Raw genomic sequence first — 22,360 nt, 5'->3', positions numbered from 1 at the left:
TGCGCACGGCCGAGCACTACATCTGCAATACAAAATTTCGCATTGCACAACGCCCGTGCTCGAAGGGCGGGTTGGAGGCCGGGTCCAGCGACCCTGGACAAACAAAAAGGCGGACCCGGAGCGCCGAACGCTCCGGATCCGCCTCCGATCAGCCCCGCCGGGGGCAGTCGGCTCCTCAGGTGCTCAGGCCAGCGCCCGCCCGACCAGGTAGACCGCCGGAGCCGCCGCCGCCAACGGCAGTGCCACCCCGGCCGTGAAGTGCACGAACCGCGACGGGTAGTCGTAGCTGGCCACCCGGTGTCCGATCAGCGCGCAGACCCCGGCCGCGAGCCCGAGGAACGCGCCCTCGCTGCCCAGGTCCGTCATCCCGCCGACCGCGACCCCGGCCCCCGCAGCCGCCAGCAGGGCGACCACCACCGAGGCGGGCGTCGGCAGCGGCAGCGCACGGGCGAGTACCGCGACGGCGACCGCAGCCGCCCCGACCGTCACCGCGTCCGGCTCCGCCGCGAGGTGGCCGGCCGCGATGATCGCCAGTGCCGCCGAGGCGACCGTCGCCATCAGGCCGTACATCCGGGTGTCCGGATCCGCGTGGGAGCGGAGTTGCAGCACCAGGGTCAGCAGGACCCAGACGCCGAGGGTGCCGAGGATCGCGGCAGGCGCGTTCTCGCGCCCCGCCGCCAGCAGCGCGATGTCCGCGGTGACCCCGCCCGCGAAGGCGAGCGCGATGCCCTGCCGGGCGGGCCACATGCCGTTCAGCCGGAACCAGCCCGCCGCCGTCACCGCCTGGAGGACGACGAGGGGCACGACCAGGGCGTACGACCCGACGGCCGCCGTGCCGGACAGCAGCAGCCCCAGTACGGCGGTGAGCGCGGCGGGCTGCATCCCGGGCTCGATGATCGGCGAACGCCCTTCGAGCCGGGCCCGCTGCGCGTCGGTGATCCGGGCGTTGCCCGCGACGGTGGCTGGCCCGTATCCGGCGGCACCGGCGTCCCCGGTGGCACCGGGGGTGCCCGGAGCGGCTCCCTGCGGCGGCAGGTACGGGGTCCCCGGCACCTCGGCCACGGCGGCCGGAGCGGCCGGGGCCTGGCTCACCGGGGCGTGCATCTGCGTCTCCCAGGTCTGCCCCTGCCACTGCTGCGTGTACTGCTGCGCCTGCCCGTCGTCGTACGCCTGCTGCTGCCCGGGCCAGGCCGGGGCCTGCGGCGGCGGCTGCTGTTGCTGCTGGGCCTGCTGCTGTTGCCCGTACTGCTGCTGGTACGGGTCGTACCCCTGGTTCGGGTACGCCTCCCCGTACTGCTGCCCGTCCCCGTACTGCTGCTGCCCATATGGCTGCTGGTCGCTCATAGCCCTGCGTTCACCCTCCTGCGAACGGCGGGAGCACCTCGACCGTGCCGCCCTCGGCCAGCCGTACCGTCTCATGTGCGCGGGTGCCCACGGGATCACCATCGACGAGGAACGAGCAGCGGAGCAGGACGCGCACGAGTTCGCCGGGGTGCCGCTCGCGGACCCCGTCGAGCGCCTCCGCGAGGGTGGCCGCGTCGTACGGCTCCTCGGCGACACCGGCCGCGGCCTTCGCGGCGGCCCAGTAGCGCACCGTGACCTTCGCCATCTTCTCTTCCTCAGTCAATCGGCTGTAGTCAATCGGCTGTGACAGCCCTCAGGCTAGCCCGCCCGGCCGACAGCCCAGTCCCCGATGCGCCGCAGCAGTTCGTCGTCCGCCGCGTGCTCCGCGTGCCCCATCCCCGGCTCCAGCCACAGCTCGCCCGCGTCCCCCGCCGCCTCCGCGAGCATCCGGGGGTGGTCCAGCGGGAAGTAGCCGTCCTGGTCGCCGTGCACGATGAGGAGCGGGGTCGGCGCGATCCGGGGCACCGCCTCCACCGGGGAGAGAGGCACGGGGTCCCACTCCTGGTGGTGGATGCGCGTACGCAGGCCGTAGCGGCTCACCAGGCGGCCCTCGGGACGGGTCACCAGCCAGTGCAGGCGGCGCATGGGGGCCGTGCCCCGGTAGTACCAACGGGCCGGCGCACTCACCGAAACCACCGCGTCCGAGGCCGCATCCGTGCGCCCCTCGTGCTCCTGCCGACCGGGGGTCCGATCGGAGGTCCCGTGGAGGGCCGCGTGCCGGAGCACCACCGAGCCGCCCATCGAGAAGCCGACCGTGGCCACCCGGGTGTGCCCGAGTTCACGTGCCCAGCGGACCGCGGCGGCCAGATCGAGGACCTCGCGGTCGCCCACCGTCGACCGTCCGCCCGAGGCGCCGTGGCCCCGGAAGGAGAAGGTCAGGACGGCCCCGTACTGCGCGAATGCCTCTGCCACCCGTCGAACATGCGGCCGGTCCACATCGCCGGTGAAGCCATGGGCAACGACGAACGCGAGGTGATCGGAACGTGACGCCGAAGTGGCGTACGGGGCGTCGCGGGCGTCGTATACAACGCCTCCCGGCTCGTATACGGCATCGATCGTCACCCCGTCGTCAGTGGTCAGAAACCTCCGCAACGGGGTCGGATCGGCCGTCTCAGAGTTCGGGACGGCGAAAGATCGCATCACATGACCTGCCGGACCAGTGCTCATGTGGGCTATTCTGCTGGGCAGAGGACTCGGGCAGCGAAGCCCCCGGGTCCTTTTGTGCTTTCGGAAGCGTTGTATACGAAGCGGGAAACTCCAGGTGACCGCGGGTTGTACGGGGCCTCGGGATCGCGCAAGCAGTTCCGTAGTGCCGCAGTGCCGCAAACGTCCTCGCAGGGACCGAGGAGGAACCAGACGTATGAGTTCTCTGCTGCTCCTGACCAATGCCCTCCAGCCGTCGACCGAGGTGCTGCCCGCACTCGGTCTGCTGCTGCACAACGTGCGCGTGGCTCCGGCCGAGGGACCCGCTCTCGTCGACACCCCTGGTGCCGACGTCATCCTGATCGACGGCCGCCGTGACCTGCCCCAGGTGCGCAGCCTGTGCCAGCTGCTCCGCTCCACCGGGCCCGGCTGCCCGCTCATCCTCGTCGTCACCGAGGGCGGCCTCGCGGCCGTCACCGCCGACTGGGGTATCGACGACGTCCTGCTGGACACCGCCGGTCCGGCCGAGGTCGAGGCGCGGCTGCGCCTTGCCATGGGCCGCCAGCAGATCGTCAACGACGACTCCCCGATGGAGATCCGCAACGGCGACCTGTCGGTCGACGAGGCGACGTACAGCGCGAAGCTGAAGGGCCGGGTCCTCGACCTCACCTTCAAGGAGTTCGAGCTGCTGAAGTACCTCGCCCAGCACCCGGGCCGCGTCTTCACGCGCGCTCAGCTCCTCCAGGAGGTCTGGGGCTACGACTACTTCGGTGGCACCCGGACGGTCGACGTCCATGTACGACGGCTGCGCGCGAAGCTCGGCCCCGAGCACGAGTCGCTGATCGGGACCGTCCGCAACGTCGGCTACCGCTTCGTGACGCCGGAGAAGGGCGACCGCACGAGCGACGAGGCCAAGGCGAAGGCGGCGGCCCTCGCGAAGGCGGAGGAGGCGGGCGGCACGGCGGACACCGCGGACACGGCGGCGCTGGACGCCGTCGAGGCAGCCGCCGAGGCGTGACCTGCGGTACACCCGGGTGACAGCGCACGACGGCACCCGGGTGACAGCGCACGACGTGGTCCGCGCTCCGGGCGGGTGGTAACGACTTACTCACGCCCTGCCCAGAGCGGGTCCATCCGCGTAGACTCCGCGGGTGGCCAAGGTGACTAGGGACGATGTGGCGCGACTGGCGGGTACGTCCACCGCCGTCGTCAGCTACGTCATCAACAACGGACCCCGGCCGGTTGCCCCGGCCACGCGCGAGCGTGTCCTCGCCGCGATCAAGGAACTGAGCTACCGGCCCGACCGCGTCGCCCAGGCGATGGCGTCGCGGCGCACGGACCTAATAGGCCTGATCGTGCCGGACGCGCGCCAGCCCTTCTTCGGGGAGATGGCGCACGCGGTCGAACAGGCCGCGTCCGAGCGCGGAAAAATGGTGCTGGTCGGCAACTCCGACTACATCGCCGAGCGCGAGGTCCACTATCTGCGGGCCTTCCTCGGGATGCGGGTCTCCGGCCTGATCCTGGTCAGCCACGCCCTCAACGACAACGCGGCGGCGGAGATCGAGGCCTGGGACGCCCGGGTCGTCCTCCTACATGAACGCCCCGAGGCCATCGACGACGTCGCCGTCGTCACGGACGACCTCGGCGGCGCCCACCTCGCCGTCCGCCACCTCCTGGAGCACGGCTACGACTACGTCGCCTGCATCGGCGGCATCGCCGAGACCCCGGCGGTCGGCGACCCGGTCTCCGACCACGTGCAGGGCTGGCGGCGCGCGATGGACGAGGCGGGTGTCTCGACGGAGGGCCGCCTGTTCGAGGTCCTCTACAACCGGTACGACGCCTACAAGGCCGCCCTGGAGATCCTCGCCGACCCGGCGACCCGCCCCCCGGCCATCTTCTGCTCCACCGACGACCAGGCGATCGGCCTGCTGCGCGCGGCCCGCGAGCTGCGCATCGACGTACCCGGCGAGCTGGCGGTGGCCGGCTTCGACGACATCAAGGAGGCGGCCCTCGCGGACCCGCCCCTCACGACCATCGCCTCCGACCGCTCGGGGATGGCCCGCGCGGCCGTCGACCTGGTCCTCGACGACGGCGTCCGGGCGACGGGTTCACGCCGTGAGCGGCTGAAACTGTTCCCTTCCCGGCTGGTGACCCGCCGTTCCTGCGGCTGCGAATAGCCGTACTTTCAGCCGTCCCTGAGCTGTCCTCGCAGGTCCCAGGCGTCTTTATATCGGGCATACGAGCTTCTGTCGGGCTTCTCAGGGAGCACTCAGCCAGCTCTCATGCACGGGGGACAAGCTCTGTTCCATGACCGAGAGCTTCCGCCGCAGCGGCGAGTACGAGACCCCCCAGGGCCACGAGCCGCAGTCCGCGTACCCCCAGCAGCAGCCCGTCGCCTCCTCCCCCCAGGCTTCCTCCCCCGTGAACCCGGAGTGGCCGCCCCCGCCGGCGTACGAACCGCCGACGGTCCAGCAGCCCGCCTACCAGGAGCCGGCGCAGGCGCAGCAGCCCCAGGCCCCTGAGGCTCCGTACGGCCAGCAGGCCGCGCACGAGCAGCCCGCGGCCACCGCCACCCTCCTCGCCGAGCCCCCCGCCGCCCACGCCGGGCGCAAGAAGCGCGCGAAGGGCCCCTTCGCCCTCCTGGCGGCCGTCGCGATCGTCGCGGCGGCGATAGGCGGCGGGACGGCGTACGGCATCCAGGAGCTGACCAACTCGGACTCCGCCGTCACCTCCAGCAGCACCAGCACCAACGTGGTGCCGTCGAGCGCGAAGGGCACGGTCTCCGGGGTCGCCGCGGCGGTCAGCCCGAGCATCGTCGAGATCAACGCGACCTCGAACGCGGGTTCGTCGACCGGTTCCGGTGTGATCATCACCTCCGACGGCGAGATCATCACCAACAACCACGTCATCTCCGGCGCCTCCGCCATCAAGGTGTCGACGAGCGACGGCAAGACGTACACCGCGAAGGTCGTCGGCACCGACAGCAAGAAGGACCTGGCCCTCATCAAGCTGGAGAACGCCTCCGGCCTGAAGACGGCGACCCTCGGCGACTCCGCCGGTGTCCAGGTCGGCGACGAGGTCGTGGCGATCGGCTCCCCCGAGGGCCTGACCGGCACGGTCACCAGCGGCATCGTGTCCGCCCTCAACCGTGACGTCACCGTCGCGACCGAGGAGAGCCAGAGCCAGGACCAGCAGCAACAGCAGGGCGGCGGCAACGGCGGCTGGCCGTTCGAGTTCGGCGGCCAGGAGTTCAACGGCGACACCGGTACGTCCACGACGACGTACAAGGCCCTCCAGACGGACGCGTCCCTCAACCCGGGCAACTCCGGCGGCGCGCTCATCGACATGAACGGCAACATCATCGGCATCAACTCCGCGATGTACTCGGCGAGTTCGTCCTCGTCGGACGCGGGCAGCGCGGGCCTGGGCTTCGCGATCCCGATCAACACGGTGAAGTCCGACCTGGCGACGCTGCGCTCCGGCTCGACCACCTGAAATCTCGGCAACAGCGTCTCAGCAACAGATGGATGGATGAGGGGTACGTCATGATCAAGCAGGTTTCGCACAAGCTGACCGCCGGTACGGCTGCCACCGGGCCCGCCGCCCTGGACCTCGCCCTCGGCGTGGCCTACGCCCTGCACCCGCCGACGGCGGCGACGCGGGCCCCGGAGGTCGCGACGGTCACGCGTACGGCGGCGGCCCGCAGGGCGACGACACGCAGCCGCCGCCCGGCACTCAGCTGATCCGCCGGCCGGCTGATCCTTCTTCTCCGCAGCAGCCTGGAAACATGCGAGGCTGAAGGCGCCCCGCACGTCCCACCGCACCCGAGGAATCCACGACCATGAGCCCCGCCGAAGGCGACCGTGACACCCAGCGCATCCTGATCGTCGACGACGAGCCCGCCGTGCGCGAAGCACTCCAGCGCAGCCTCGCCTTCGAGGGGTACGACACGGAGGTCGCGGTCGACGGCGCGGACGCCCTGGAGAAGGCGACCGCGTACCAGCCCGACCTGGTCGTCCTGGACATCCAGATGCCGAGGATGGACGGCCTGACGGCGGCCCGCCGAATGCGCGGCGCGGGCACGACGACCCCGATCCTGATGCTGACGGCCCGCGACACGGTGGGCGACCGCGTGACGGGCCTGGACGCGGGCGCGGACGACTACCTGGTCAAGCCCTTCGAACTGGACGAACTGTTCGCCCGCGTAAGGGCGTTGCTGCGCCGCAGCTCCTACGCGGCGGCGGCGGTGGCGGGCAGCCTCCCCGAGGACGAGGCCCTGACCTTCGCCGACCTGCGTATGGACCTCGCGACCCGCGAGGTGACGCGAGCGGGCCGCGCGGTGGAACTGACCCGCACGGAGTTCACCCTCCTGGAGATGTTCCTGGCCCACCCGCGCCAGGTCCTCACCCGCGAACAGATCCTGAAGGCGGTCTGGGGCTTCGACTTCGAGCCCTCCTCCAACTCCCTCGACGTGTACGTCATGTACCTCCGCCGCAAGACGGAGGCGGGCGGCGAGCCGCGCCTCGTCCACACGGTGCGGGGCGTGGGGTACGTGCTGCGACAGGGCGGCGCGGAATGAGCCGACTCGTACGCCGGTTCCGCACCCTGCCGATCCGGGCACGACTGTCGATGCTGGTCGCTGCCGCTGTGGCGTTCGCGGTGGCGGCGGTTTCGGTGACGTGCTGGTTCATCGTGCAGGGGAAGTTGTACGACCAGGTCGACCAGGACGTGCAGAAGTCGCTGAGCGTGCCGCGGCTGCGGGATCAGGCCGAGTCGGCCGTCAACAACTGCACCCAGGAGGTCTCGCAGGATCTTGGCAACGGACCCCGGAACACCTATTTCCAGGTGATCACGGAGGACGGAAAGGCATGCGTCCTGCCGTACTCCGCCGGCACGGTCAAGGTCGCCCAGTCCGACAAGAACGTGGTCAAGAAGGGGAACACCAACGAGGGCAAGTTCCGCAACGGCACCGACGCGTCGGGCAACGACGTACGGGTCCTGGTCCTGCCCATGTTCACGATCACCGACCCGACCACGAACACCACCTCCAACGCCGGTCTCCTCGTCGCCCTCCCCCTGAAGAACACCCAGTCGACCCTCAACGACCTCGCCCTGATCCTCCTGTTCGTCTCCGGCATCGGAGTGGTGGGCGCCGGCGCGGCGGGCCTGGCCGTGGCTCGGGCGGGTCTGCGCCCCGTCGACAAGCTCACCGAAGCTGTCGAACACGTCGCCCGCACCGAGGACCTGAGCATCCGCATCCCCGTGGACGAGGAGAGCGACGACGAGATCGCCCGCCTCTCCCACTCCTTCAACTCGATGACCTCGGCCCTGGCCAACTCCCGCGAACTGCAACAGCAGTTGATCGCGGACGCGGGCCACGAACTACGCACGCCGCTCACTTCGTTGCGCACGAACATAGAGTTGCTGACCCGCAGCGAGGAGACGGGCCGCCCGATCCCGGAGGCGGACCGCAAGGCACTCCTGGCCTCGGTAAAGGCGCAGATGACCGAACTGGCGGCCCTGATCGGCGACTTGCAGGAACTGTCCCGCTCGGAGGGCCAGCGCGGCGAACGCGTCCAGGTGGTCGCCCTGGAGGACACGGTGGAGTCGGCCCTGCGCCGAGCCCGCCTGCGCGGCCCGGAGCTGACGATCACGGCGTCGACAGAGCCCTGGTACGTCCGCGCCGAACCCTCCGCCCTGGAGCGGGCGGTGGTCAACATCCTCGACAACGCGGTGAAGTTCAGCCCCGAGGGCGGCACGATCGAGGTCCAGCTGACAGCAGGCACCCTGACGGTCCGCGACCACGGCCCCGGCATCCCGGCCGACGAGATCCCCCACGTCTTCGACCGCTTCTGGCGCTCACCTTCAGCACGCGCCCTGCCGGGCTCGGGCCTGGGCCTGTCGATCGTGGCGCGCACGGTCCAACAGGCGGGCGGCGAGGTGACGCTGGCACGAGCGGAGGGCGGGGGGACGGTGGCTACGGTACGGCTGCCGGGGGCGCCTACGCCTCCGCCGGAGACGGTGTAGGGAACTCGACCGGGTCGGCTTCCTGCCAGAAGACCTCGTGCACCAGGATCTGCGGATCGCCGTCAGTCGGGGTGAGCGCATCCCGGCGGAGTCGTGATGCCGGGGGCAGGCGCCGGGGTCAGGTGCCAGGGGTCGGGTTTCCTCGGTCGCGGAGCGGAGCAGAGGTTCCGCTCCGCGACCGAGATTTCCCCCGTTGCGGAATCAACAATGCCGGGGCGTCGTGCCCTTGTCGTTCGCAGACGGTGCACACTTTCTTGGCTCTCCGTCTACTTGCCCCAGGACAGTGCCTGGTGGCGGTGTTCCCGCGGTGACATCCCGTACGCCGCCCGGAACGCCCGGGTGAAGTCCGACGGGCGCTGATAGCCCCAGCGGGCCGCGATCGTGTGGATCGGGGTGCCCTGCAGCGAGGGGTTCGCCAGGTCCCGGTGGGCGTTCTCCAGGCGTCGGCGGCGGATCCACGCCGCGACCGTCTCGCCGCCCGCCTGTTGCTGGAAGACGCGGTGGAGGTAGCTGAGCGAGATGTTGTGGGCGGCGGCTATCACCGGCGGGGTCAGGTCGGGGTCGTCCAGGTGCCTGCGGATGAACTCCTGGACGCGTTCCACCGTGACCCGGCCCCTGCTCTCCGGCGTCAACAGCGTCTCCGCGTCGAGGAGTTGGGCGAACCACGCCGACATCAGGTCGATGACGACCGTGCCCAGCCGGGGCGCGTCCGCCGGCTGGAGGGTGCCCACCTGGCGGTTCAGCCCTTCGAGGAAGTCCGCCAGCAGTGCCCCGACACCCACCTCACCCGGCAGCCGCCGGCCCAGCAACTCCCTTACCCGGTGCGGCGGCAGCGGCAGCAGCGCCTTGGGGAAGTCGACCGCCATGCCCGTGACGACTCCGCCGTGCCGGTCGTCCGCCGACCTGACGTCGTACGCCTGTGAGCTGTCGGCCAGATGCAGGTCGCGCGGGGTGAACGCGGCTTCCTGGCCCGCGTGTTCGAGGGTCAGACCGCCGTCGGTCAGCAGCGTCAGGTGGTACAGCTCGGGGTCGGCCTGCCGCACCATCTTCGGCGTCCGCCAGTAGCGCGTCGGCCGGAACGACATCTGGCTCACGGTCATCGGCCCCAGCTGCATCAGCCGCTGCTGCGCCCAGAAGTCGGCGGCGTGCTCGCTGATGAGCGCGCTGGAGCGGGTCCGGCCGACCAGTTCCTGCCAGTAGTCGAACCTGTCCGCCTCGGGCACGTCCGACGTACGGAACACCGTTCCGATCATTCCGCTTCCCTTCCGGTCCACCGGTCACGGCAACCTTTCGTCGCCCGGCTGCGACAGCCAAGTGACCTCGTCCTCCCTCCAGTTAACCCCTCCCCCGATCGGACCCAGCCGTGAGCGAAACCCGCAGCAAGCCGCCCCGCAGCCGCAGCCGTCACCGTCGGCGCAGAACGGCCCTGGTCACCGGCGTGCCCCTGGCCCTCGCCTCCGCCGGGGCCATGGCCTACGGCGGTGTCCTCGGCGTGTTCGGCGCGGGCGCCCAGCCGAAGGCCGCCGCCGCGACCACCACGACCGCCAAAGCCTCCGCCCTGGCCGGTGTCACCGACGTAGCGAACGGCTTCGCCTCCGTCAACGCCCTTGGTCAGAACGGGACTTACGGCGGGCGGGACGGCAAGACGGTCACCGTGACGACGCTCGCCGACCTGGAGAAGTACGCCACCGCCACCGAGCCGTACATCATCGTCGTCGCCGCGACCATCAACATGAACCCGGTCGGGAAAGAGATCAAGGTCCAGTCCGACAAGACCCTCATCGGCGCCGGGACCTCCGGGCAGATCGTCGGCGGCGGCTTCTTCCTAGGGCAGGGTGTGCACAACGTCATCATCCGGAATCTCACCATCCGGGACGCGTACCAGGGTGTCTGGAACGACAAGGAACACGACTTCGACGCCATCCAGATGGACGGTGCCCACCACGTCTGGATCGATCACAACGACCTGCGCCACATGGCCGACGGGCTCATCGACAGCCGCAAGGACACCACCTACCTCACCGTCTCCTGGAACAAGCTCAGCCAGGAGAACAAGGCCTTCGGCATCGGCTGGACGGACAACACCACCGCCGACATCACGATCCACCACAACTGGATCCGCGAGACCGAGCAGCGCAACCCGTCCACCGACAACGTGGCCCACGCGCACCTCTACAACAACTACCTGGAGGACGAGGCGGGCACCACCATCAAGTCCTCGTACGGGAACTACTCCCGAGGCAAGACCAACATGGTGCTGGAGAACTCCTACTTCCAGGGCATGACCAACCCCGTCGTCCGTGACGCGACCGCCACCGTCGTCCAGCGCGGCAACGTCTTCTCGGGCACGACCGGCAAGAACGAGAGCGGCGGGTCCGGCGCCGCCTGGGACCCCAAGAAGTACTACGCCTACACCCTCGACAAGGCCGCCGACGTGCCCGCGCTCCTCAAGTCCGGTGTGGGGCCGCGGAGTTCCGTCGCAAAGGCGAGCACGGCGACGACGACCGCCGCCGCTGCCACAACCCTCACCGTCGCCGCCGACGGCTCCGGCCAGTACCGGACCGTGCAGGCCGCCGTGAACGCCGTACCCGCGAACAACCCCTCCCGGGTCGTCATCTCCGTCAAGCCGGGCACGTACCGCGAGTTGGTGAAGGTCCCGTCGAACAAACCGCACGTCACCATCCAGGGCAGCGGCGGCAGTCGCAAGGACACCACGATCGTCTACAACAACGCGTCCGGTACGCCCAAGCCCGACGGCTCCGGCACGTACGGCACCGGCGGCAGCGCCACCGTCGCCGTCGACGCGGACGACTTCCAGGCCCGCAACCTGACCATCTCCAACGACTTCGACGAGGCCGCGCACCAGGACATCGCCAATCAGGCGGTCGCCCTGCGCACCTCCGCCGACAAGGTGTTCCTCGACAGCGTCATCATCAGCGGCGACCAGGACACCCTGCTGGTGGACACCGCGGCCAAGGAGAAGCTGGGCCGCGTCTACATCACCAACTCCTACGTCGTCGGCAACACCGACTTCATCTTCGGCCGGGCCACCGCCGTGATCGACAAGTCGGTCATCACCCTGAAGAAGCGCTGGAACGGCACCTCGGCCGGCTATGTCACGGCCCCCAGCACCGCCGCGAACCGCAAGGGCATCCTGATCGCCAACTCCACGGTGAACGGCGACGTCTCGGACCGCAGCTTCTACCTCGGCCGCAACTGGCACGCGGGCGGCGACGCGACCCTCGACCCGCAGACCACGGTCCGCAACACGACCCTGAGCGCGGCGATCAGAACCACCCCCTGGTCCGACATGGGCGGCTTCTCCTGGAAGGACGACCGCTTCGCCGAGTACAAGAACACCGGCGCGGGCGCGGGCGCCGCGAGCACCGACCGCCCCCAGCTGACCGACGCCCAGGCCACCGGCCAGGAGGTCGCGGACTGGCTGGGCGACTGGACACCGTCCGCCTCCTGACGTGCACAGGTCCCCGCTCTACGATCACCCCATTGCAGGCTCTGGGGAGGGTCGATGAGCGGGGACGTCGGCGGTCACGGCGGTCACGGCGGTGGCGGGATCGAGCGGGAGTACCGGAAGCGCCGGAAGGCGCCCCGAGGGCAGCTCCTCTACCTGGGCGGCATGACGGTGTTCTGTCTGTCCCAGCTCGTCCGGCCGAGCGGGTTCGACTGGGCGAGGGCCGTGCTCCTGGCGATCCTCGTGGCAGTCCTCGCGCGGTGGATCGTGTACACGCGCCGCGGGCACACGCTGGTCGACTCGCACGGGGTCTCGGTGCGCGGGGCGCTGATCGAACGCCGCTGGGCCTGGCCCGACATCTACGACTTCCGGGCCCAGCCGGTCCCCAAGGCGCCCGCCTACGGGCGCAAGTGGCTGGTCTTCCTGTACGACACCGAGGGCCGGCGTTTCCTCCTCCCGCACGTCGACGACTGGCAGTTGGACGACCCACCGGCCGAGGTCGACGATCTGCGAGCCGTCGCCGCCCGGTACCGGGGCACGGACTGGGAGCCCCGCCCGGCGACCGAGGCGCACATCCTGCGGCGGACCGGGCACCGCAAGGCCTGGGAGCGGGCGTCCGTCGGCACGCTCTTCGTGTTCCTGGGCACCTTCCTGCTCTGCCTGGCACTGGCGATCACGACGGACGATCCACCGATCCTCCTCCTGCTGCTGTGGATCCCGCTGGCCGCCTTCGCCCTTCTCGCGGCCTTCCTCCACTGGCGCTGCGCCCGAACGGTAGCCAACGCATAACCACCTGCCAGCCACAGCACAGCGCGTCGTCAGACCGTATTGAGATGACGCGGAAGATCCTGCTGGCCGATGACGACGCGGCCGTACGTGAGGGGCTCGACCGGGTGCTCAGGTTCGAGGGGTACGAGACCGTCCTCGTCGGGGACGGCCGCGCGGCCCTCGCCTTCGTCGCCGAACCCGACACCGCACCCGACCTCGTGCTCATGGACGTCACCATGCCCGGTCTCGACGGGCTGGCCGCGACCCGGCGGCTGCGGGCCTCCGGGTGTACGGTCCCCATCCTGATGATCACCGGGCGGAACGCCGTCGGCGACCGAATCGTCGCCCTCGACAACGGCGCCGACGACTACCTGATGAAGCCCTTCGCCGTCGAGGAACTCCTCGCGCGGGTAAGGGCGTTACTGCGCCGGAGCCCCCAACGCGAGCCCCGGCCCTCGCCGCTCGCCGGTCTCAGCTTCGAGGATCTCCGACTGGACCCGAGGACCCGGACGGTGACCCGCGCGGACCGCCGACTCGACCTCACCAAGACCGAGTTCGCCCTGCTCGAATACCTGCTGCGGCGGCCGGGCCTGGTCCTCGGCCGGGTGCAGATCCTCAAGGACGTCTGGGGCTTCGACTTCGAGCCCACCTCCAACACCCTTGATGTGTACGTCATGTACCTGCGCCGCAAGCTGGAGAGCCGGGGCGAACCCCGGCTCATCCACACCGTGCGCGGGTTGGGCTACACCCTCAGGGCCAACGTCAGCGTCTCCTCCGTACGGTAGGAGGCCCCCAGCGACCCCGGCGACGGTGCCGCCAGCCGTGCGTACACCCCGCCCCGCGCCATCAGTTCGTCGTGCGTGCCCGTCTCCGCGAGGCGGCCTCCGTCGACGACCAGGACGCGGTCCGCGTCCGGGGCCAGGCTCAGATCGTGGGTGATCATGATGGTCGTACGGCCCGTCATCAGCCGGCGCAGCGCCGGGACGATGCGGCGGGCTGCGATCGAGTCCAGGCCGGCGGTCGGTTCGTCGAGGACCAGTACGGGTGCGGCGCGCAGCATCGCCCGCGCTATCGCGATCCGCTGCAACTGCCCGCCGGAGAGCGTGGCCGTGCCGGGGGCGATCCGCGTCCCGTACCCCTCGGGGAGCGCGGTGACGAAGTCGTGGGCGTCTGCCGCCCGGGCCGCCGCCTCGATCTCCGCGTCGCTCGCGCCGGGGCGCCCGCACTCGATGTTCTCGCGGATCGAGCCGTGCAGGATCAGCGTCTCCTGCGGCAGCAGGGCCACGTTCTCGCGCAGGAAGGTGAGGGGTACGTCGGTCAGCGGGACGCCGTCCAGGCAGATCACGCCCGCTGTCGGGTCGTAGAAGCGGGTGAGGAGTTTCGAGAGGGTCGATTTTCCGGCGCCGCTCGCCCCGGTGATCAGGACCAGCTCGCCGGGGGCGGCCGTGAAGGTCACCTCGCGCAACGACTCGCGGTCCGTGCCGGGGTAGGTGAAGGAGGCGCCGTGGACGCTGACCCACCCGCGTACCGGCCACTGCGCGACCGGCTCGGCCGGGTCGGTGACCGCCGGTTCGGCGTCGAGGAGTTCGCCGAGGCGTTCCGCGCCCGCGGTCGCCGCCGTCAGGGTCAGGCCGAGCTGGCCGAGGCTGCGGATCGGCGGGTAGAGGTAGCCGACGAAGGCGGCGAAGGCGAGCAGCGCGCCCAGGGACATGCGCCCGGCGGAGATCTCCCACACACCGAGGCCGATCACGGTCAGCACGCACAGCGTCTCTACGACCTCGACGAACTGCTCGTACATCTCGCTCAGCCGCGCCCCGCGCACACTCGCCCGCAGCCAGGCGCGGGCCTCGCGGTCGAGCCGCTTCTCCTCGTCGCGGCGGCGGTTGTAGGCCTGGGTGAGGACGATGTTGCCGAGGGACTCCTCCACCACCGAGGTGATCGCACCGTCGGCGACCCGTTCGTCCTGGCTCGCCGTGCGGATACGGCCGGCGAAGCGGCGGGCGGCGAGGAGGAAGAGGGGGGCCAGGAAGAAGGTGACGAGGGCGAGGTCCCAGCGCAGCCAGAGGGCGGCGGCGGAGTAGAAGAGGGCCGAGAAGGCGGCGGAGACGGTGCCGACGACCCCGGACACGACCAGCTGCTCGATGGCTTCGACGTCACCGGTGAGGCGTTCCACCAGGTCGCCCTGGCGGTGCTTCTGGAAGAAGTCGGGAGGGAGATCCTGGACGTGGCGGAAGACACCGGCCCGGAGCCGCAGTACGAATCTCTCGGCGGTCCAGGTGGCGAGCGAGTTGCCCGCGTAACCGACGAGCGCGCCGAGCACGGCGACGGCCAGCCAGGCGCCGGCCGGGCCCCAGAAGGCGGAGAGCGAACCGGCCTCAAGGGCGTTGTCCGTCAGCTCCGCGAACAGCAGAATGGCGGCGGTCTCGGCCAGCGCGGACACGATGACGCACGCGACGATCGCCACCAGCCATTTCCGGTCCCCGCGCGTGAGCGGCCAGAACCGGCGGAATGCCTCCCGGACTTCCCTCATCATCAACTCCCCTTTTCTTTTCCTCACATGCCTGAGGCGGGGCCACCTGTCCGGTGGCCCCGCCTCACAGCAGGTCTCAGCGCTGGTGCCCGACCGGGCGACGCTGCACCTTCTTGGGCGCCGGCTTCGCCGGAGCCTTCTTCTTCGGCGCGGGGGCGGCGGGCTTTGCGGCCTTCTTGACGGGGGCGATCTTGTGGAAGCTCATAGGAATTCCCTCCCGGGTTGTGAGTAAGCTGTTTGCGGTTTGCTCTTGGCTGTGTCAGTCCTTATGGGCGACCGGCCGACGCCTGGGAGTGACCTTCTTCGGCGTGGCCTTCTTCGGCGCCGGGACGGGCTTGCGTACCTGCTTGACCGGGGCGATCTTCTTGAAGCTCATGGTTTGCTCCTTCTGTCGTTGCCGTTTGCTTTCGACATGGAAAACATTACGGGGCCCGACAGGAGAAAAGAGCCAATTCCGCTTAGACCTCGATTAATTGCAGCTGAGACCGATTTTCAGGGCCCGAAAGGAACCGAACCGCAATTCACACAGGTCTTATTACGGGCATGACAGAGGGGCCCAAGGCGAAAAGCCTTGGGCCCCTCTGGTGAAACCGCTACTGCACGACCGTGATCCGGTTCGCCGCCGGCGGCGCGATCGGCGTCGTGGCCGTCGAGTTGGCGGTCAGGTACTCCGCCAGTGCCGCCAGGTCGTCCGAGCCGACGAGGTCGTTCGTGCCCTGGCCCAGCGTCGGGAAGCCGTCGCCGCCGCCCGCGAGGAAGCTGTTCGTCGCGACGCGGTAGGTGGCCGCCGGGTCGATCGCCGCACCGTTGAGCTTGACGGAGTCGAGCACGATCCGCGCCGCGCCCGTCTTCGTCAGGTCGAGGGTGTAGGTGAGCCCGGAGGACACCTGGAGCACCTTCGGCGCAGCCGCGTTGGTGCCGCTGACCTGCTCCTGGAGTACGGAGATCAGCTGGGCGCCGGTGAAGTTCTGCAGGTTCACCGTGTTGGAGAACGGCTGGACCGTGAAGCCCTCGGCGTAGGTGACGACGCCGTCCCCTTCCGTGCCCTTGGCCGCGTACGTCAGGCCCGCGCGGATACCGCCCGGGTTCATCAGCGCGAGGTCGGTCTCCGGGTCGAGCTTCTTGCCGTGCGCGAGCTGCGCGTCGGCGATCAGGTCGCCCATCGGGGACTCGGTGCCGGTGCTGTTGACGTCGCCGGAGATGTAGCCGATCGCGCGGTTGCCGATGGGCGCCGCGAGGGTGTTCCAGCGGGCGATCAGGTCGGTCATGTCCGCGGCCTTGGCGACGGTCCGGGTCACCACGTGGTTCGCCGAGCGGACGGCCGTACGGGCAATGTCACCCGTCCAGCGGTCGTACGTCAGCGTGGTGTCCGTGTAGAGGCGGCCGAAGGACGCGGCCGAGGTGACCGTGCGCGGCTTGCCGGACGGGTCCGGGATCGTGCAGGCGTACGCGGCGTGCGTGTGGCCGGTGACCAGCGCGTCGACCTTCGGGGTGATGTTCTTCGCGATGTCGACGATCGGACCGGAGATGCCGGAACCGCCGCCCGCCGCGTCACAGTTGTAGTTGTAGGCCGTCGAGGCGGGCAGCCCGCCCTCGTGGATCAGCGCGACGACCGACTTGACGCCCTGCTTCTCCAGCTCCTTGGCGTACTTGTTGATCGTCTCGACCTCGTCCTTGAACTTGAGGCCCTTCACGCCCTCGGCGGAGACGACACCGGGGGTGTCCTCAAGCGTCACGCCGATGAAGCCGATCTTGACGCCGTTGTTCTTCCACACCCAGTAGGGCTTGAGGATCGGCTTCTTGGTCTTCTCGTCGAGCACGTTCGCCGCGAGGTAGGGGAAGTCGGCACCCTTGAACTTCTTGCCCTTGACGTAGCAGCCGTCGGTCGGGTGACAGCCGCCGTTCTGCAGACGGCCCAGTTCCTTGGCGCCCTCGTCGAACTCGTGGTTGCCGACCGCGGTGACATCGAGGTCGAGGCCGTTGAGCGCCTCGATGGTGGGCTCGTCGTGGAAGAGGCCCGAGATCAGCGGGGAGGCACCGACCATGTCGCCGCCGGCCGCCGTGATCGAGTACGGGTTGTCGCCGCGCGCCGTGCGCAGGTGTGTGGCGAGGTACTCGACACCGCCCGCGTCGATCGTCTTCGTGGTGCCGTCGGCCTGGAGCTCGGTGACCCGGCCGGAGGAGCCGGACGGCGGCTCCAGGTTGCCGTGCAGGTCGTTGAAGGACAGCAGCTGCACGTCCTGGTAGCGGCTCGGCTTGCTGTGGCCCTTGCCTGCGGACTTGGACGAGCTGTCACCGGCGTTGGCGGGAAGGGCCGCGGCGGCGAGGGCGCCGACCGTGACGAGCCCGGCGGCGCCGGCGAGCAGGGCCCGCGTACGGCGTCTGCGGCGGTGGTACGGCTGGGGTGTGGCTGGCATGTGCCCCCCTGAAGTTCGTAAGAGGAGAGGAAGGAAAGTCCACGAGCGGACGTAAGAAGAACGTGAGAATTCAGTCCCGTCCCGGCGCAGCCTAGGGTCAACGCGCGTAGCGCGACAGGGGTTCAGGGTTACGGAACGGTTGCCTCCCCGGGAGATTCACCATGAATCGGGCAGGCCTTACCCTCGTAGCCATGACCAGCGACGACACCGCGCCCCCCGTCCCCTCCGGCCTGTCTCGTTCCATCGACACCCTGGCCGCACTCACCTCCGAGCAGGCCGACGCCGTACTCGCGCTGCTCGCGGACGCCGCCAGGACCGACGGCCAGCAGGCGGTGTCCGAGCAGGGGCGGCTGCAGCTGCGCGGGGGCGCCCGCGAGGGTGTGTCGCACTTCCTGCTCACCGTCGGCGGCGAACTCGCGGGCTACGCCCAGCTGGAGGACACCGACCCGATCGAGGCCCCGGCCGCCGAACTGGTCGTCCACCCGGCGCAGCGCGGCCACGGCCACGGACGGGCCCTGGGCTCGGCCCTGTTGGCCGCCTCCGGCAAGCGGCTGCGCGTCTGGGCGCACGGCGGCCACTCCGCCGCCCGGCACCTCGCCCAGGTCCTCGGCCTCGCCCTCTTCCGCGAACTGCGCCAGCTGCGCCGCCCGTTGACCGACCTGGACCTGCCCGAGCCCAAGCTCCCGGCGGACGTGACGGTACGGACCTTCGTCCCCAGCGCGGACGACGCGGCCTGGCTCGCGGTGAACGCCGCCGCGTTCTCCCACCACCCCGAACAGGGCTCGCTGACCCAGCGCGACCTCGACGACCGCAAGGGCGAGGACTGGTTCGACCCGGAGGGTTTCTTCCTGGCCTTCCGCGAGGGCGAACTCATCGGCTTCCACTGGACGAAGACGCACGCGGCGGAGGGCCTCGGCGAGGTCTACGTCATCGGCCTGCGCCCGGGGTCCCAGGGCGGCGGCCTCGGCCGGGCGCTGACGACGATCGGCCTGCGCCACCTCGCGGAACGCGGGCTGCCCACGGCGATGCTGTACGTCGACGCGGACAACACGGCGGCGGTGAAGCTGTACGAGCGGCTCGGCTTCGCGACCCACGAGACGGACCTCATGTACCGCACCGAGTCCTGACCCTCGACTCGCCCTACAAGTCCACCTGTTGATCCCAGGGGGCGGTGATCTTGACACCGCCCCCTCTCTTGGTTCACCCTTTCACTACTCAATTAGTGAAAGGGTGGTTGTACGCGTGGTCGAGTACCGCATCGACAGGCGCACCGGCGTCGCCACCTATCTCCAGATCGTCCAGCAGACCAAACAGGCCCTGCGCCTGGGCCTGTTGGAGCCCGGCGACAAGCTGCCCACGGCCCGCGAGGTCGTGGCGGCCACCGCCATCAACCCGAACACCGTCCTGAAGGCCTACCGCGAGCTGGAGCGCGAGGGCCTGGTCGAGGCCCGGCGGGGTCTCGGCACCTTCGTCCGGAAGTCGCTGGGGGCGGCCCCGGCGGACTCCCCGTTCGGCGCCGAACTGGCCGACTGGGCCGACCGGGCCCGCGCGGCCGGGCTCGAACGGGACGACGTGGCGGCGCTGTTCAACTCCGTACTCGACACGCATTTCAAGGGGGACCAGGGATGAGCGACACCGCCATGGCGGCGGCCGGGCTGGGCAAGCGGTTCGGCCGGCGGAAGGGCTGGGCGCTGCGCGAGTGCGCGTTCCGGCTGCCGGCCGGGCGCGTCTGCGCGGTCGTCGGGCCCAACGGCGCGGGCAAGTCGACGCTGCTGGCCCACGCGGCCGGTCTGCTCAGGCCCACCGAGGGCACGCTCACCGTCCTGGGCACCAGCCCGGCGGCGGCGCGCGAGCGCATGGCGTACGTCGCCCAGGACAAGCCCCTGCACCCTCAGCTCACCGTCGCCGAAACCCTCCGCTGGGGCCGGGAGATGAACCCCCGGCGCTGGGACAGGGCCGTCGCCGAGCGGGTCGTCGCCGACGGCGCCCTCGACCTCGACGCCAAGATCCGCGTCCTCTCGGGCGGTCAGCGCACCCGGGTCGCGCTCGCCCTCGCCCTCGGCAAGCGGCCCGAACTGCTGCTCCTGGACGAGCCGATGGCCGACCTGGACCCGCTCGCCCGGCACGAGCTGATGGGCACGCTGATGGCCGACGCCGCCGAGCACGGCACCACGGTTGTCATGTCCTCGCACGTCGTGGCCGAGCTGGAGGGCTCCTGCGACCACGTCCTGCTCATCGGCTCGGGCCGGGTCCGCCTCGCAGGCCCGCTGGACGACCTGCTCACCGCCCACACCCTGGTCACCGGCCCGGCCGCCGACCTCGACGGCCACACGGTGATCGAGTCCCGCACGACGGGCCGTCAGACCACCGCCCTGATACGCCCCGGGGGCCGCCTCGCCGGAACCTGGCAGCGGACGACCCCCACCCTGGAGGAACTGGTCCTGGCCCACCTCCGCTCCCCGGAGGCGCCGTCGCTGCACCTGGACTCCGACGACGCCGACGACCCGGCCGAGCCGGTGGAGGCCGCCGTATGACCGCCACGACCGCACTCGCGCCACCCGCGAGACGCGGCGCCCTCCGCCCCAGTGGCCTCACCTGGGCCCTGCTGCGCGTCCACCGCTCCGCCCTCTGGTTCTGGCTGCTGTACGTCGCCGTGACCGCCGGGGTGATCCTGTGGACGTACGGGCCGGGCGCGAACGCGGCCATGGACGAGCTGGCCAGGTCGGGCTGCCGTGACAGCGTCATGCCCGACCTCGGCTGCGACACGCTGGGCCCGCACGGAGCCCGCTGGGATGCGGGCGTCGGCCTCGGCAGCGCCCTCCTCACCGTCGCCCCGATCCTGATCGCCGCGTGGGCGGGCGCCTCGCTCATCGGCCGCGAACTGGAGGACGGCACCGCCCGGCTGGCCTGGACCCAGTCCGTGACCCCGGCCCGCTGGCTCGCCGCCAAGCTCGCCGTACCCGCCGTACTGATCGTCGCGGGCATCCTCCCGCTCACCCTGCTGCACCGCGCGATGTGGGCGGCCACTCCCGAACTGCGGCAGGACAGCTGGAACTGGTACGACACCGGGATCTTCGAGCTGCACGGCACCCTCGCCACCGCCTACGCCCTGCTGGGCCTGGCCCTCGGTGCCCTCGTGGGCATGATCGTGCGCCGCTCGCTGCCCGCCCTGGGCATCGCCCTCGTCGGCACCGGCATCGTCCTGCGGCTCTTCCAGAACCTGCGTCCGCACCTGTGGCCGGCCGAGACCCGGAAGAGCGCCACCGGGTTCGACGACATCGGCAACATGTGGGTCGGCAGGGGCTCCTACACCTCCACCGGCGCCCGCCTCCCCGACCTGTTCTGCGACGGCAAGGCCTCGTGCGTCGCCCGCAACGACGTCGCCGGTGTCTACCTCGACTACCACCCGGCCTCGCACTTCTGGCCCCTCCAGCTGGTCGAGACGGGCATCCTCCTCGCCCTCGCGGCAGCGGCCGTACTCGTCGCCTTCGCCCTCCTCAAGCGCCGTTCGGGAGCCGCCGCATGACCGTCAAGACCGCACCCGCGGCCCTCGAAAGACCCGGGCGCGCCTTTGCCCTCCAGGGTCTCGTCCGGGTCACGCTCCGCCTGCATCGCCCGGCACTCCGGTTCTGGCTGCTGTACGTCGCCGTGGCCGCCTGTGCGCTGCTGTGGATCTATGGATTCGCGCTCGACGCGGCCTTCGGCACGTTCAGCAGGTCCGGCTGCCGCGAGAGGGTCGTGGAACAGGCCTGCGACTACTCCGGGACCGAACGCGCCCAGCTCGGCTTCGCCGAGTCCGTCGCCAGACGCCTGATCGGTCTCGTCCCCCTGTTCGCCGCCGCCTGGGCGGGCGGCTCCCTGATCGGCCGTGAACTGGAGAGAGACACCGCTCAGCTGGCCTGGACGCAGTCGGTGACGCCGACCCGCTGGCTCGCCGCCAAGCTCGCCGTACCGGCCGCGCTGCTCGTCACCGGAACCGTCCTCCTCACCCTCCTGCACCGCCTGATGTGGGACAGGCACAGCGAGCTGTGGGGGTCGGCGGGCACCTGGGAGTGGAACCAGAGCAGCTACTTCGTCGCCAACGGCACCCTCGCCACCGCGTACGCCCTGCTCGGCCTGGCCGTGGGCGCCCTCGCGGGCCTGCTCGCACGGCGCTCGCTGCCCGCCCTCGGCATCGCCGTCGTGGCCCTGCTGACCCTCGCGAGCGTCATCAGCAGCCTGCGCCCGCACCTGTGGCCGGCCGAGACCCTGACCCGGAAGACCGGCTACCCGCAGCAGTCGACCGGCATGGTCGTCGGCGACGGTGTCATCACCTCCAGCGGGTCCCGCGTCCCGGACCCGTACTGCGCCTACGACGAGTGCCGCGCCGCCCGTGACGTCGTCGGCTACTACCGCGACTACCACCCCTCCTCCCACTTCTGGCCCCTCCAGCTCATGGAGACCGGCATCGTCCTCGCCGTCACCGCCGCCGCGACGGCCGCCGCCTTCTGGCTGCTGCGCCGCCGCACGGCCTGAGGACGCGGCGACACAGGCTCGCGTATGCCCCTTCCACCGGGGAGAAGGGGCATACGCGCACCCCGTCCGTACCCCCGCCCGCCCCAC

General features: G+C 70.6%; 21 protein-coding genes. 14 read left to right on the top strand and 7 right to left on the bottom strand.

The annotated features are described in order from the left end of the window. Positions 1 to 183: 183 nt before the first annotated feature. The 3 genes from CW359_RS34120 to CW359_RS34110 are packed head-to-tail and all read right to left on the bottom strand — an operon-like array spanning position 184 to position 2,571. Complete coding sequence (locus CW359_RS34120) at positions 184 to 1,344, bottom strand: hypothetical protein (RefSeq protein ID WP_105974083.1); 1,161 nt, start codon at positions 1,342 to 1,344, stop codon at positions 184 to 186. 10 nt (positions 1,345 to 1,354) lie between these two features. Next, positions 1,355 to 1,609, bottom strand: coding sequence for a MoaD/ThiS family protein (locus tag CW359_RS34115; RefSeq protein WP_105974082.1), 255 nt, complete (start codon positions 1,607 to 1,609; stop codon positions 1,355 to 1,357). A gap of 53 nt (positions 1,610 to 1,662) precedes the next feature. Next, positions 1,663 to 2,571 carry an alpha/beta hydrolase gene (locus CW359_RS34110; RefSeq protein ID WP_105974081.1) on the bottom strand — a complete coding sequence of 303 codons (909 nt, stop codon included), beginning with the start codon at positions 2,569 to 2,571 and terminating at the stop codon, positions 1,663 to 1,665. Positions 2,572 to 2,764: 193 nt separating this feature from the next. On the opposite strand from CW359_RS34110, the gene CW359_RS34105 reads away from it, so the two are divergent. The 6 genes from CW359_RS34105 (at position 2,765) to CW359_RS34080 (ending at position 8,574) form a co-directional block, all read left to right on the top strand. Further along, positions 2,765 to 3,565 carry a response regulator transcription factor gene (locus tag CW359_RS34105; protein ID WP_105974080.1) on the top strand — a complete coding sequence of 267 codons (801 nt, stop codon included), beginning with the start codon at positions 2,765 to 2,767 and terminating at the stop codon, positions 3,563 to 3,565. A gap of 133 nt (positions 3,566 to 3,698) precedes the next feature. Then, complete coding sequence (locus CW359_RS34100; protein WP_105974079.1) at positions 3,699 to 4,724, top strand: LacI family DNA-binding transcriptional regulator; 1,026 nt, start codon at positions 3,699 to 3,701, stop codon at positions 4,722 to 4,724. Between the two features lie 130 nt (positions 4,725 to 4,854). Continuing rightward, positions 4,855 to 6,042 carry a S1C family serine protease gene (locus CW359_RS34095; protein WP_105974078.1) on the top strand — a complete coding sequence of 396 codons (1,188 nt, stop codon included), beginning with the start codon at positions 4,855 to 4,857 and terminating at the stop codon, positions 6,040 to 6,042. A 50-nt stretch (positions 6,043 to 6,092) separates the two neighbouring features. Next, a complete protein-coding gene (locus CW359_RS34090; protein ID WP_105974112.1) occupies positions 6,093 to 6,290 on the top strand; it encodes a hypothetical protein in 198 nt (65 codons plus the stop codon). A 98-nt stretch (positions 6,291 to 6,388) separates the two neighbouring features. Next, positions 6,389 to 7,126, top strand: coding sequence for a response regulator transcription factor (locus CW359_RS34085; protein WP_105974077.1), 738 nt, complete (start codon positions 6,389 to 6,391; stop codon positions 7,124 to 7,126). Continuing rightward, positions 7,123 to 8,574 (top strand): sensor histidine kinase, encoded by a 1,452-nt coding sequence (locus CW359_RS34080; RefSeq protein WP_105974076.1) that lies wholly within the window; start codon positions 7,123 to 7,125, stop codon positions 8,572 to 8,574. The genes CW359_RS34085 and CW359_RS34080 overlap by 4 nt, the downstream gene beginning before the upstream one ends. Positions 8,575 to 8,840: 266 nt before the next feature. Here CW359_RS34080 and CW359_RS34075 read toward each other — a convergent pair whose 3' ends face one another. Beyond that, entirely contained in the window at positions 8,841 to 9,827 is a 987-nt protein-coding gene (locus CW359_RS34075; RefSeq protein WP_105974075.1) for an AraC family transcriptional regulator, read from the bottom strand. Positions 9,828 to 9,937: 110 nt separating this feature from the next. Here CW359_RS34075 and CW359_RS34070 point away from each other — a divergent pair, with 110 nt between their 5' ends. From CW359_RS34070 to CW359_RS34060, 3 genes are read left to right on the top strand one after another with little or no spacing between them, the layout of a single operon-like run. Further along, positions 9,938 to 12,046 (top strand): pectinesterase family protein, encoded by a 2,109-nt coding sequence (locus CW359_RS34070; protein WP_105974074.1) that lies wholly within the window; start codon positions 9,938 to 9,940, stop codon positions 12,044 to 12,046. A 54-nt stretch (positions 12,047 to 12,100) separates the two neighbouring features. Then, on the top strand, positions 12,101 to 12,832 hold the full coding sequence (locus CW359_RS34065) for a PH domain-containing protein (protein WP_105974073.1): 732 nt from the start codon (positions 12,101 to 12,103) through the stop codon (positions 12,830 to 12,832). A 44-nt stretch (positions 12,833 to 12,876) separates the two neighbouring features. Then, the gene (locus CW359_RS34060) at positions 12,877 to 13,596 is read left to right on the top strand and encodes a response regulator transcription factor (protein WP_105974072.1); all 720 of its coding nucleotides are present in this window, start codon (positions 12,877 to 12,879) and stop codon (positions 13,594 to 13,596) included. Here the strand turns inward: CW359_RS34060 and CW359_RS34055 are convergent. From CW359_RS34055 to CW359_RS34050, 3 genes are all read right to left on the bottom strand, one after another. Next, positions 13,554 to 15,341 carry an ABC transporter ATP-binding protein gene (locus CW359_RS34055; protein ID WP_105974111.1) on the bottom strand — a complete coding sequence of 596 codons (1,788 nt, stop codon included), beginning with the start codon at positions 15,339 to 15,341 and terminating at the stop codon, positions 13,554 to 13,556. The genes CW359_RS34060 and CW359_RS34055 overlap by 43 nt on opposite strands. Before the next feature lie 76 nt (positions 15,342 to 15,417). Continuing rightward, the gene (locus tag CW359_RS47200; protein WP_269805618.1) at positions 15,418 to 15,546 is read right to left on the bottom strand and encodes a hypothetical protein; all 129 of its coding nucleotides are present in this window, start codon (positions 15,544 to 15,546) and stop codon (positions 15,418 to 15,420) included. Positions 15,547 to 15,934: 388 nt separating this feature from the next. Continuing rightward, complete coding sequence (locus CW359_RS34050; RefSeq protein ID WP_105974071.1) at positions 15,935 to 17,758, bottom strand: bifunctional metallophosphatase/5'-nucleotidase; 1,824 nt, start codon at positions 17,756 to 17,758, stop codon at positions 15,935 to 15,937. A 191-nt stretch (positions 17,759 to 17,949) separates the two neighbouring features. Between CW359_RS34050 and mshD the strand changes: the two genes are divergently transcribed. The 5 genes from mshD to CW359_RS34025 all read left to right on the top strand — a co-directional run bounded on the left by mshD (position 17,950) and on the right by CW359_RS34025 (position 22,273). Then, the gene (mshD, locus tag CW359_RS34045) at positions 17,950 to 18,885 is read left to right on the top strand and encodes a mycothiol synthase (RefSeq protein ID WP_105974070.1); all 936 of its coding nucleotides are present in this window, start codon (positions 17,950 to 17,952) and stop codon (positions 18,883 to 18,885) included. A 115-nt stretch (positions 18,886 to 19,000) separates the two neighbouring features. Beyond that, positions 19,001 to 19,387 (top strand): GntR family transcriptional regulator, encoded by a 387-nt coding sequence (locus tag CW359_RS34040; RefSeq protein WP_105974069.1) that lies wholly within the window; start codon positions 19,001 to 19,003, stop codon positions 19,385 to 19,387. After that, positions 19,384 to 20,292, top strand: a complete 909-nt coding sequence (locus CW359_RS34035) for an ABC transporter ATP-binding protein (RefSeq protein WP_105974068.1) — start codon at positions 19,384 to 19,386, stop codon at positions 20,290 to 20,292. The genes CW359_RS34040 and CW359_RS34035 overlap by 4 nt, the downstream gene beginning before the upstream one ends. Then, a complete protein-coding gene (locus tag CW359_RS34030) occupies positions 20,289 to 21,284 on the top strand; it encodes a cbb3-type cytochrome c oxidase subunit 3 (RefSeq protein WP_105974067.1) in 996 nt (331 codons plus the stop codon). The genes CW359_RS34035 and CW359_RS34030 overlap by 4 nt, the downstream gene beginning before the upstream one ends. Beyond that, complete coding sequence (locus CW359_RS34025; RefSeq protein ID WP_105974066.1) at positions 21,281 to 22,273, top strand: ABC transporter permease; 993 nt, start codon at positions 21,281 to 21,283, stop codon at positions 22,271 to 22,273. The genes CW359_RS34030 and CW359_RS34025 overlap by 4 nt, the downstream gene beginning before the upstream one ends. Positions 22,274 to 22,360: the final 87 nt, after the last annotated feature.

This window comes from Streptomyces geranii (assembly GCF_002954775.1).
GTDB classification, from domain to species: Bacteria; Actinomycetota; Actinomycetes; order Streptomycetales; family Streptomycetaceae; genus Streptomyces; species Streptomyces geranii.
This window is presented reverse-complemented; position numbering and strand designations above follow the sequence as displayed.